General features: G+C 72.1%; 9 protein-coding genes and 1 tRNA gene. 3 read left to right on the forward strand and 7 right to left on the reverse strand.

Annotated features, from left to right (window positions below; all coding sequences use genetic code 11):
• Positions 1-36: 36 nt before the first annotated feature.
• The 6 genes from thrB to J116_RS07870 form a co-directional block, all read right to left on the reverse strand.
• Positions 37-954: a homoserine kinase gene (gene thrB / locus J116_RS07845; RefSeq protein ID WP_023586546.1), complete on the reverse strand. Its 918-nt coding sequence runs from the start codon at positions 952-954 to the stop codon at positions 37-39.
• Between the two features lie 453 nt (positions 955-1,407).
• Positions 1,408-2,478: a threonine synthase gene (gene thrC / locus J116_RS07850; protein WP_023586547.1), complete on the reverse strand. Its 1,071-nt coding sequence runs from the start codon at positions 2,476-2,478 to the stop codon at positions 1,408-1,410.
• Positions 2,479-2,485: 7 nt separating this feature from the next.
• Positions 2,486-3,775 (reverse strand): homoserine dehydrogenase, encoded by a 1,290-nt coding sequence (locus J116_RS07855; protein WP_028963808.1) that lies wholly within the window; start codon positions 3,773-3,775, stop codon positions 2,486-2,488.
• A 106-nt stretch (positions 3,776-3,881) separates the two neighbouring features.
• Positions 3,882-5,273 (reverse strand): diaminopimelate decarboxylase, encoded by a 1,392-nt coding sequence (gene lysA / locus J116_RS07860; protein WP_023586549.1) that lies wholly within the window; start codon positions 5,271-5,273, stop codon positions 3,882-3,884.
• 16 nt (positions 5,274-5,289) lie between these two features.
• A complete protein-coding gene (gene nrtL, locus J116_RS31225; RefSeq protein ID WP_023586550.1) occupies positions 5,290-6,441 on the reverse strand; it encodes an ArgS-related anticodon-binding protein NrtL in 1,152 nt (383 codons plus the stop codon).
• A gap of 266 nt (positions 6,442-6,707) precedes the next feature.
• On the reverse strand, positions 6,708-7,232 hold the full coding sequence (locus J116_RS07870) for a response regulator (RefSeq protein WP_394331477.1): 525 nt from the start codon (positions 7,230-7,232) through the stop codon (positions 6,708-6,710).
• A 56-nt stretch (positions 7,233-7,288) separates the two neighbouring features.
• On the opposite strand from J116_RS07870, the gene J116_RS07875 reads away from it, so the two are divergent.
• A tRNA-Arg gene (locus tag J116_RS07875) sits at positions 7,289-7,360 on the forward strand.
• Positions 7,361-7,612: 252 nt separating this feature from the next.
• Here the strand turns inward: J116_RS07875 and J116_RS07880 are convergent.
• Positions 7,613-8,866, reverse strand: a complete 1,254-nt coding sequence (locus tag J116_RS07880) for a hypothetical protein (protein ID WP_028963809.1) — start codon at positions 8,864-8,866, stop codon at positions 7,613-7,615.
• Positions 8,867-9,834: 968 nt separating this feature from the next.
• Between J116_RS07880 and J116_RS07885 the strand changes: the two genes are divergently transcribed.
• Positions 9,835-10,443 carry a hemerythrin domain-containing protein gene (locus J116_RS07885; protein ID WP_028963810.1) on the forward strand — a complete coding sequence of 203 codons (609 nt, stop codon included), beginning with the start codon at positions 9,835-9,837 and terminating at the stop codon, positions 10,441-10,443.
• A gap of 287 nt (positions 10,444-10,730) precedes the next feature.
• Positions 10,731-11,702, forward strand: coding sequence for a hypothetical protein (locus J116_RS07890; RefSeq protein WP_023586554.1), 972 nt, complete (start codon positions 10,731-10,733; stop codon positions 11,700-11,702).
• The last annotated feature ends 9 nt before the right edge of the window (positions 11,703-11,711 follow it).

Genomic DNA, 11,711 nt, shown 5'->3' on the forward strand with positions numbered 1-11,711 from the left:
GCGATCCACGCCGCGGCGGGGTCCCGCCCGGCGGCGCTACGGCGCGAGCGGCAGCACGCTCGCACCGGCGGCGTCGAGGGCGAGCCGGTTCGCCGCCCAGCCCTCTCCCGCCAGCAGCGCGACCTTGTCCGCCGCGCCGTCCTCGGCCAGCGCGAGCACCGTCGGGCCCGCGCCGGAGATGACCGCGGGGATGCCGTCCGCCCGCAGCCGGTTCACAAGGGCGATGCTCTCCGGCATCGCGGGAGCCCGGTACTCCTGGTGGAGCCGGTCCTCGGTGGCGGCCAGCAGCAGCTCGGGGCGCCTGGTCAGGGCCTCGACGAGCAGCGCGGCGCGACCGGCGTTGGCGGCGGCGTCCACATGGGGGACGGTGCGGGGCAGCAGGCCGCGGGCCGTCTCGGTGAGGACCGGGTTCGACGGGACGAAGACCACCGGGACGACGGAGTGGTCCGGGTCCATCCGGATGGCGCGGGCCGCGCCGGCCTCGGTCCAGGCCAGGGTGAAGCCGCCGAGCAGACAGGCGGCGACGTTGTCGGGGTGCCCCTCGATCTCGGTGGCGAGCTCCAGCAGCGCGGCGTCGTCGAGCCGGCTGTCGCCGCCTATGGTCACGGCGCGGGCGGCGACGATGCCGGCGCAGATGGCGGCGGAGGAGGAGCCGAGGCCCCGACCGTGCGGGATGCGGTTGGCGCAGACGACCTCGAGGCCGCGGGGCTGTCCGCCGAGCAGGTCGAACGCGGTGCGCAGGGAGCGTACGAGGAGGTGGCTCTCGTCGCGCGGGAGCGTGTCGGCGCCCTCGCCGGCGATGTCGATGTGCAGCCCGGAGTCGGCGACCCGGACGACGACGTCGTCGTACAGACCCAGCGCGAGGCCGAGGGCGTCGAAGCCCGGGCCGAGGTTGGCGCTGGTGGCGGGGACGCGCACCCGTACGGCGGCGGCGCGGAACGCGGGACCGGCCATCGCTCGTTGACTCTCCTTGGATCTGGACCTGCGGGGGTGACCTGCGGGGTGGGGATGGGCGGGGGACTGCGAGGGCTTGGCGTCAGACGTACGGGGACCCGGGGCCGTTTCGGCGGTCACCAACGGCGGCGTCACCCGCGGCAGATGCGGCGGGGTGGGTTCGGTACAGCCTATCGAAGGAAGGTTCTGCCGCGACATAGGGCGCACGGGAGGCGCACGATGCGTGTCGCATGCGGGGCCGTGCTCCTCGGGAACCTCGCGGTCCTGGTCGGGGGCGGTCCTCGTCGAGGTGGTACTCGGCGAGGACGTTCCGTCGAGGACGGTGCGCGCCGGGGGCCGGGCGCTTCGGGCGGCGGGGCGCTACGGGCGGCCGGGGCGGCGGGGGCGCCCGGTGCGGGCCCGGCCGGGTGGCGGCCGGGCCCGCGGGGCCTGGGCCCCGGGACGCCGTACGGCTCAGACCAGGCCGAGGCGCTCGGCGGCGGCGACGGCGTCCACCGGGACCGTGACGGGCTGCGGTGCCCCGGCGACCGCCCAGTCGGGGTCCTTGAGGCCGTTGCCGGTGACCGTGCAGACGATGGTCTGGCCCGGGTCCACCTTGCCGTGCTCGGCGGCCTTCAGCAGACCGGCGACCGACGCGGCGGACGCGGGCTCCACGAAGACGCCCTCCTGCGCGGCCAACAGCCGGTAGGCGCGCAGGATCTCACGGTCCGTCACCTCGTCGATGAAGCCGCCCGACTCGTCCCGCGCGGCCAGCGCGTAGCTCCAGGACGCCGGGTTGCCGATGCGGATCGCGGTGGCGATGGTGGACGGGTCCTTGACGACCTCGCCGCGCACCAGCGGCGCCGAACCGGACGCCTGGAAGCCCCACATGCGCGGGGTGCGCGAGGCGACGCCGTCCTTGGCGTACTCGGTGTACCCCTTCCAGCACGCGGTGATGTTCCCGGCGTTGCCGACGGGCAGCACATGGATGTCGGGGGCGTCGCCGAGCATGTCCACGATCTCGAACGCGGCGGTCTTCTGGCCCTCGATGCGCACCGGGTTCACCGAGTTGACCAGCGCGACCGGGTAGTTGTCGGAGAGCGCGCGGGCGAGCGTCAGGCAGTCGTCGAAGTTGCCGTCCACCTGGAGGATCTTCGCGCCGTGGACCAGCGCCTGGCCCATCTTGCCGAGCGCGATCTTGCCCTGCGGGACGAGGACGGCACAGACCATCCCGGCACGCACCGCGTACGCGGCGGCGGAGGCGGAGGTGTTGCCGGTGGAGGCGCAGATGACCGCCTTGGCGCCCTCCTCCTTGGCCCGGGTGATGGCCATGGTCATGCCGCGGTCCTTGAACGACCCGGTGGGGTTGGCGCCCTCGACCTTCAGGTGCACCTCGCAGCCGGTGCGCTCGGAGAGGACCTGCGCGGGGACGAGGGGCGTACCACCCTCACGGAGCGTGACGACCGGCGTCGCGTCCGTGACCGGGAGGCGGTCCCGGTACTCCTCGATGATGCCGCGCCACTGGTGGGTGCCCTTGCTGGTCATGGGTCCTCTACTCCCCTTCAACACGCATGATGCTGGCGACACCGCGCACGGTGTCGAGCTGGCGCAGCGCCGCGACCGTCCCGCTCAGGGCGGCGTCGGGTGCGCGGTGGGTGACGACCACGAGGCTCGCCTCGCCGTCCTTGCCCTGCTGGCGGACGGTGTCGATCGACACGCCGTGCTCGGCGAAGACCGTCGCGACCTGGGCGAGCACGCCCGGCTTGTCGGCCACGTCGAGGCTGATGTGGTACCGCGTCACCACGTCGCCCATGGGGCTCACGGGCAGCTGGGTGTACGCGGAGTCGCCGGGGCCCGTCGCGTCATTGAGGCGGTTGCGGCAGACGGCGACCAGGTCGCCGAGTACGGCCGACGCGGTCGGCGAACCGCCGGCGCCCGGACCGTAGAACATGAGCTGCCCGGCCGCCTCGGACTCCACGAACACGGCGTTGTACGCGCCGCGCACGGAGGCCAGCGGGTGGCTGAGCGGGATCATCGCCGGGTGCACGCGCGCGGTGACGGACTCGCCGTCCGCGGCCCGCTCGCAGATCGCGAGCAGCTTGATGGTGCAGCCCATGCGCTTGGCGGAGGCGAAGTCGGCGGCGGTGACCTCCGTCATGCCCTCGCGGTACACGTCGTCGAGGCGCACGCGCGTGTGGAAGGCGATGCCGGCGAGGATGGCGGCCTTCGCGGCGGCGTCGAAGCCCTCCACGTCGGCGGTCGGGTCGGCCTCCGCGTATCCGAGGGCGGTGGCCTCGTCCAGCGCCTCCGAGTAACCGGCGCCCGACGTGTCCATCTTGTCGAGGATGAAGTTCGTCGTGCCGTTGACGATGCCGAGGACGCGGTTGACCTTGTCACCGGCGAGGGACTCGCGCAGCGGCCGGATGAGCGGGATCGCGCCCGCGACGGCCGCCTCGTAGTACAGGTCCCGGCCGTGCTCCTGGGCGGCGGCGTGCAGCGCCGCGCCGTCCTGGGCGAGGAGCGCCTTGTTCGCGGAGACGACGGACGCGCCGTGCTCGAACGCGGTGGTGATCAGCGTACGGGCGGGCTCGACGCCCCCGATGACCTCGACGACCACGTCGATGTCGCCGCGTTTGACGAGCGCCGTGGCGTCGGTGGTGATCAGCTCCGGGTCGATGCCCTCGCGGACCTTGGAGGGCCTGCGCACGGCGACCCCGGCCAGTTCGACCGGGGCGCCGATGCGGGCGGCGAGGTCGTCGGCGTGCGTCGTCATGATGCGCGCCACCTCTGAGCCGACCACACCACAGCCCAGCAGCGCCACCTTCAGCGGACGCGTACGCATCATCCGACCTCGTTTCCTGTCTTTCCGCGTATTTCTACGGTGGTCCAGTCTCACTCACCGAACGGGACTTTCTGTCCTTCGTCCGAATTCTGAGACATCTATTTCATCAGCCGACATCGAGACGCAGAAGATCTTCCTCTGTCTCCCGCCGGACGATCACCCGCGCCGCACCGTCGGCGACGGCCACGACGGGCGGGCGGAGCGCGTGGTTGTAGTTGCTGGCCATGGACCGGCAGTACGCGCCGGTGGCCGGCACGGCGATCAGGTCGCCCGGCGCGAGGTCGGCGGGCAGGAACGCGTCCCGTACGACGATGTCGCCACTCTCACAGTGCTTGCCGACGACCCGGCACAGCACCGGCTCGGCGTCCGACGTGCGCGAGACGAGCGAGACGGTGTACTCGGCGTCGTACAGCGCGGTGCGGATGTTGTCGGACATGCCGCCGTCGACGGAGACGTACGTGCGCAGCCCCTCCAGCGGCTTGATGGTGCCGACCTCGTACACGGTGAACGCGGTCGGGCCGACGATGGCGCGGCCCGGCTCGACGGAGATGCGCGGCGTGGCGAGCCCGGCGGCGTCGCACTCGCGGCGGACGATCTCGCCGAGCGCCTTGGCGATCTCGTGCGGCTCGCGCGGGTCGTCGTCCGGGGTGTACGCGATGCCGAGGCCGCCGCCGAGGTCGATCTCGGGCAGCTCGACGCCGTGCTCGTCGCGCACCTCGGCGAGGAGCGCGACGACGCGGCGGGCGGCGACCTCGAAACCGGCCATGTCGAAGATCTGCGACCCGATGTGCGAGTGGATGCCGACCAGTTCGAGCCCGTCGAGCTGGAGCGTGCGGCGCACGGCCTCGGCGGCCTGTCCGCCCGCCAGCGCGATGCCGAACTTCTGGTCCTCGTGCGCGGTGGCGATGAACTCGTGGGTGTGGGCCTCGACCCCGACCGTCACGCGGATCTGCACGCGCTGCCGCCTGCCGAGGGCCTGCGCGACGTGGGCGACGCGCACGATCTCCTGGAAGGAGTCCAGGACGATCCGCCCGACACCGGCCTCGACGGCCCGCCGGATCTCGGCCTCGGTCTTGTTGTTGCCGTGGAAGGCGATGCGCTCGGCGGGCATTCCGGCGGAGAGCGCCGTGGCGAGTTCGCCGCCGGAGCACACGTCGAGGTTGAGCCCCTCCTCGTGCAGCCAGCGCACGACGGCGCGGGAGAGGAACGCCTTGCCCGCGTAGAACACGTCGGCGTCCGCGCCGAACGCGTCGGCCCAGGCGCGGCAGCGGGCCCGGAAGTCGGCCTCGTCGAGGATGTACGCGGGCGTCCCGAACTCCTCGGCGAGGGTCGTGACGGGGATGCCGCCCACGGTGAGGACGCCGTCGTCGCCGCGCCGCACGGTGCGGGACCAGACCTTCTCGTCCAGGTGGTTGAGGTCGGCGGGCGGCGCGCTGTAGTGGCCCTCGGGCAGGACGTCGGCGTGGCGGGGCCCGGCGGGGTGTGCGGAACGGCTCATGTCTCTCTCACTGCGGTCAGAGGTGAACGGGGGCGCTGACGCCGAGCAGGGACAGGCCGCCGGCCAGCACCGTCCCGGCGGCTTCGGCGAGGGCGAGCCGGGAGCGGTGGGCGGCCGAGGGTTTCTCGTCACCGAGGGGCAGCACCGTGTGCTGGAACCCGAGGAACGCGTCGGCGAGCGCCTCCAGGTGCCGGGCGAGCCGGTCCGGGGCGTGCTGCCGGGCGGCGGCGAGGAGTACGCCGGGGTGGTCGCCGAGCGCGGCGAGCAGCTCCGGGGCGTGGACGTCCTCGTCGTACGCGGGCCCGAAGCCCAGGTCGGCGGCGTTGCGCAGGAGGGCGGCGGCGCGGGCGTGCGCGTACTGGACGGTGAACAGGCCGTTGCCGCCGGACTCGGTGAGGCGGAGGAGCGGCGCGGGGTCGAGGACCCGGTCGTGCGGTGCGGGCCGCAGCATGGCCCACCGCTGGGCGTCAGGCGGGAGGACGGCGGCGACGTCGTAGTGCGGGGGGAGGGCGCGGGGGGCGGTGTTCTGCGGGGCGTCGGGCTGGGGGGCGCGGACCTGCGGGGCGCCGGGCTGGGGGGTGCGGACCTGCGGGGTGCGGACCTGCGGGGCGTCGGGCTGCCGGGTGCGGTCCTGTGGGGTGCCGAGCCGGGGTTCGTCGGCCTCGGGTGCGTCGGCCTGGACGAGGCAGGCGGGGGCGCCCTGGGAGCGGAGGAGGGCGACGACGGTACGGGTGAGTACGCGCTGCCGCGGATCGGCGCCGTACGGCAGGAGGAAACGCACCTGTTCCTCGGGGAGGCCGGCGAGGGCGTCCCCGTACCCGTACCGCAGGCCCTCCTCCCGTACGCGCTGGACGAGGAGGCGGCCGGCCGCGGCGCGGGCGTCGGGGCGGAGGGTGAGGTTGAGGAACCCGGGCCCGGTGATGTCCACGCGCTCGATGCCGGGTACGTCGAGGAGCCGCTCGCGCAGGACCTCGGCGACCTGCCGGGGCGGGAGTGCGGCGGGGCGGGCGAGCTGGAGCGCGGCGTTGGTGGCCCAGTCCCCGCGGCCACCGGGGCGGGGCCGCTCGACGGTGACCCGGGAGGGCAGCTCCCGTACGGGCAGGACCCCGTCACCGACGGCACGCCGCACGGCGCGCAACACGGTGAGCGAGAGGTCAGCGGGGGTCACGGGACAAGCGTAGGCGAGGAGGGGGGAGGGAACGCGAACCGGTTTCGCGATGCGGTCACCCGCCACCCCCCGTACCACCCTCCGGCACCCGACGCCGACGCACACACCGACGCCGCACGCGCCCTCACGGGACCAGGCCCGGCGGCACACCCCGCTTCCGCGCCCGGCACCACGGCACGGCCCGGACCCATGGCTCTACCCGGTGTCATGGCGCTGCCGGAGCCAGGACACCCACCCAACACCCACCGACACGACGACTCGCCCGCTCACCCCTGGCTGGTACCAGTCCGTCCGGTGCCGGGGCGGCCGTCTATGGGGGGCAGGAGGAGCCCGCGCACCAGCTCGACGAGCTGGGTGGGCTCGAAGGGCTTGGGGAGGAAGGCGTCCACACCGACCTCCAGCCCCTTCGCCACCTCGTCCTGGTCGCACCCGCTGATGATCGCGACCGGTAGATGGCGGGTCCGTTCGTCGGCACGCAGGAGCGCGGCGGTGCGCAGCCCGTCCAGCCGCGGCATGACCACGTCGAGCGTGATCACGTCGGGCTGGAACTGATGGACGACTTCCAGACATTCGGCACCGTCGGCCGCGGTCACCACCTCGAAGCCCTCAAGCTCGAGATTGACCCTGATCAGCTGCCGGATGACCCGGTTGTCGTCCACAACCAGCACCCGACCGGAGACGCCTGACACAACTCGAGAGTAGGTCCCGCCGCACCCCCGCGTCCCGGTTTTCGCCACTTCTGCCCCTTGCGGGGGACCGGGACCACCCGGCAGACGGAAATCCCTGTTCACAGGCACCCTCCGAGAGCTGGTAGGGTTCTACCCGTCGCCGCGAAACACCGGCGAACGCCCCCGTAGCTCAGGGGATAGAGCAACGGCCTCCGGAGCCGTGTGCGCAGGTTCGAATCCTGCCGGGGGCACTTCGCGAGAAATGCCACCAAGGCGCTGACCAGCAGAAATGCCGGTCGGCGCCTTTCTTGTTTCAGGCCGAGAGGCAGGTGGTAATTCGCTGCCCCCGGCCGGCGCACACGACCTGCGCGATCGTCTCGACGGCCACCTTTGCCGCGGCGAAACCCCGTCAACCGCGTCCATCGCCGAACAGGCCGTACGACGAAGCCGACGGACTCGCTGACGCGGTATGGCGGAAGCACAGGGCTGCCGACCGGCGCTGTTCAGCCTTCCGCGTCGCCTCCCTCCGCGTCCCCGCGCAGACGGCGCACTCGCTCGGCGATGCCGCCGGCAAGCTTGTCCTTCACCGAACCGGCCCGGTCCAGGGTCTCGTTGCCGAGGCTCTTGGCAGCACCGACCCCCTTCGCTCCTGTCTCAAGCGCCTTGTCCCTCACCTCCGCCGCCGCGGCCGCCCACCGTTTAGCCTCCGACGGCTGGTGACCGGACCCGATCCCGAGCCGCGTGTGGAATTCATGCACTCCGGTCACGACCTGGTTACTCGACTGGACCACGGCCGGGGACTTGGTCGGGTGCAGCAGCACCTTCCCCTTGGCCGCTCCCGCAGCCGTATTCATTCGGGCCACCAGACGCTCGGTGCTGCGCGAGATGAGCTCCAGCCGGTTCTGGCGGGCGATCCGTATCCCGATGCGATGGCGGTCCAGCTCCTGCGGAGCCGCGTGCAGCACCCGGTCGAGTTCGAGCACGGCGACCGCGTCCTGCAGTTGGAAGCACCGGGCGAGAACAGCGAGCCACTCCTGAGTCTTGGACTCGGCTTCCTTGGCCGCCTCGGCGAGCTCACCGATCTTGGCCTTGCGCTCCATCTTGTCTGCCAGTCCGTCAAGTTGACGCAGTGCGTACACCTGGGTTCGCGCGATCGTCTGCGACGTGTTCTGCACCTTCGACCAGGTGATCTCGGAGACGCGCCCAACTTCCTCCCGGATGGTCATGGCCTCCTCGATCACGAGCTCCCCTCCGATCATGTCCGCCAGCGCGGCGTCCTTCTGGGCGCGGAGCACATCGTCAAGCTTCTCGTCGATCGTGGCGAGATAATCGGTGATCTCATCCATGGTCTGCTGCATCGCGAGCTGTGCCATGACCGCCGCGACATTGGCCAGAGCCGCCGGGTTGGACCGAAGCGGTCCCGACCCCTTCCCGAATTCGACGAACCCCTTGATCTGACCCCGGTCCCCCTTCAGCACGCCTGTACTGAGACCTGTCGTGGCACTTTCCCGGAGTCCATACGTGTCGATGCGGCGAGCGGACTCCTTGGTCAGCTTCACCCAGCGACCTGAGTCCGCAGCGATATCCGAACCCGCCTGCGCGACTCCGGCCGCGCTGCCGAGGGCGGACCGGAGCCGTCGCGGTCCGAGGACCTTCGAAGGCAGCCCTTCAGAGATGAGGAAGCGTTCGACCGTCGCTGAATCCCCGATGACCGCCAGGCCATCGCCGTCGCTGATCAGCTGGATCTCGTTATTCATGGTCACTCCGTTCGGATCGCGGCCAGGACCGGGGCTCTCCTCTCCAGGCCGCGTGGGCGTGGTGTGCGTCAGGCTTCCGGACCGCCACCCCGGGCACGGGGGCGGCGTGAGCACGCAGGTGCGGTTCTCGTCGGCCATCCGGTACATGATCAAGTTGAGGCAGGACCGCCAGTGGGGTCGTACTCGGCGAGGGTGGGACATGACACTGGCGGATGTCGGCACCGGCTGATCCTTGCGCTCGGCGACGGGGAAGGCACCGGGAACGCGGTAGAGGTCGCCTTGGCCGAGTGGAGGTGGGAAAGCAAGTGCGCCCCTCGGTGTGGCCGTCCGCGATTTCCCGCGCTCCGACTCGGCTCCGCTCGACAGTTCTGACCTTATCGGGGCGGTGGCCACCGTGATGGTCTGATCGTCGATCGCCGGCGTGCGTCCAGGATTCGGGCTGGATCGTTGTCGGGGTGGCTTCGTGTCGTCGTGGCATGCCTGGCCTGCGCTCGGCCCTGCCACCTGGCGGTGCACGTCGTCGACCGCGGCGTCACCACCCATGTCCGGCTCACCACCGACCCGGTCGCCGGTCCCGGCGATTGCGGCTGCGCCTACAGGCCCGTGAGTACCCGACCCGCTCGGCGGCGCCGCTGCGGCCGGGACCCCGGTGACCTCAGCTTCGACGCCCCACGCCGGAAGAGTTTCGGCCGCCTGCACGAGCGTGAACAGGACCAGCGTGTCGGCGGTGCGGTCGGCTCCGTCCTCTTCAGCAGGATCGCGACCACGATTTCGACGGCCGACCAATGGCGTATGGCGAGCGAAAGCAAGCCTCTGATTCGCCTGGACGGTGCCGAGTGGTCATTGCCTGGCAGGCGGACGGTCTGTGGTGCGTTCGGGCGGACCGGCGACCGAGGGGTGCATTCTGTGGGGTTTTCGGGAAACCCGGTTTCGGCACCGTTGGATCGTTGAACGTGAAAGGTTTCGCCATGGCCGATGACGTCATCACGATGATCAAGACTGACCACCGTGAACTGGAGCGCCTCTTCGAGATGATGAAGAAGGAGAAGAGCTCGCGGCCGCTGGCGCTGCCGCTGGCCGTGGCCATGCTGGAGGCGCACAGCCGGGCCGAGGAGGAGTACGTGTACCCGGCGCTCGCCAAGGCCGGCGAGAAGGAGGAGGCCGAGCACGCCGCCGAGGAGCACCACGAGGCGGAGCACATGGGCAAGCACCTGTTGGAGCTGGACTGGGAGAGCTCCGAGTTCGACCGGGAGCTGGAGAAGTGGATCAGCGCCGTGCGGCACCACGTCCAGGAGGAGGAGCAGGAGCTGCTGCCCGCGCTCAGCGAGGCCCTCGACTCCGAGCGGCTGCACCAGCTGGGGCTGGAGTTCGCCGGGCAGCGGTCCGAGGAGCTCGCCGGGACGGCCGTCCACACCGGTGACGGGCAGCCCTCCAAGCAGCGGGGCGGCAGCAGCGGCAGCGGGATGACGCGTGCCGAGCTGTACGAGAAGGCCCGCGAGCTGGGCGTAGAGGGACGGTCCCAGATGAGCAAGGACGAGCTGGAGGAGCAGGTCCGGGAGGCCGGGGGCGGCAGCTGAGGGTCGGTTCCGGTCTGTGGGTGCGTGGGGTTGTCGTTGGAGGGCGGGGGGTGCGTGAGGTTCGAGTGGGGTGTGGGGGAAGCGCCGTCGTCGGCTGTGGTCGGCGGCGGCTTTTTCCGCGCCGTTCAACCGCGCGTCCCCGATGGTAGGTTCGAACGCGTGAGTGCAGTGGGCCTGATACGGGGTGCGCGCGGACTGGAGCCGGGAGGCGGGCGGCGGATGGGCGGTTGCCTTCCAGGTGGTGCGGGGCCGTGTCCCCCGCGGGCGCCGCTCGCCGGGGGTGCCGCATGACGCACGGCGACCATCTGGTGCGCAGGCCCTACGTGCCGCTGCCCGCGCCCGAGTCCGTGCCCACCGTCGACGCGCGGCTCGCCTCCGCCCTCGGGCGCCCCCAGCACGGCGACTCGGCCGCGCGGCGCGTCGCGGAGTCGCTGCGCGGGCTCGCCTCCTCCGCCGCCAGGAACGCCGCCGACCAGCACGGCGGCCCCGGGCACGAGGTCCGGCTGCCCGTGCCCAGCGGGCGGGTCATCGCCGTGACGTCCATCCGCGGCGGCGTCGGCAAGTCGACGGTCGCCGCGCTCCTGGGCCGGACGTTCACCCGGCTCCGGCCAGACCCGGTGCTGACCCTGGAGGCCGACGCCGCGCTCGGCACGCTCGCCGTGCGCATGGGCGCCCCGTCCGTACGGTGGTCCTGTCCCGAGCTCGCCCGCATCCTGACGCCCCGCATGGACCTGAACGACATCACCGGGTACCTCGTCCCCGTCACCGACGGCGGCTGGCTGCTCCCGGCGAGCCAGGGCCGCGTCGGGCCGCCGCTGGACGTGCCCACGTACCGGACCGTCTCGCTGGCGCTGCGCCGCCACTTCGCCGTCACCGTCGTGGACTGCGAGACCCTGCCCGGCGAGGTCGCCCGTACCGCCATGGACACCGCGAACGCGCGGGTCATCGTCGCGCCGCGCACCGCCGAGGGCGTGGGCGGCACCCGCGTCGTACTGGACTGGCTCGGCGGACTGCCGCAGCGCCGCGCCATCGACAGCACCGTCGTCGTCCTGACGTCCAACGCTCCGGACATGACCCTCGATCTGAAGACCGCCGTGGCCCATCTGCGCGAACCCGGCGTGACCGTGCTGCCCCTGCCGTACGACCGGCACCTCGCCCAGGGCGGCCCCATCCATCCCTCCATGCTGGCCGGTGCCACGCAGGACGCCGCCGTCGAGCTCGCCGGGACCGCCCTGCGCCGCGCCCTCGGGATGCGGTAGCCGCCGGCA

It is taken from the genome of Streptomyces thermolilacinus SPC6 (assembly GCF_000478605.2).
Classification (GTDB): Bacteria; Actinomycetota; Actinomycetes; order Streptomycetales; family Streptomycetaceae; genus Streptomyces; species Streptomyces thermolilacinus.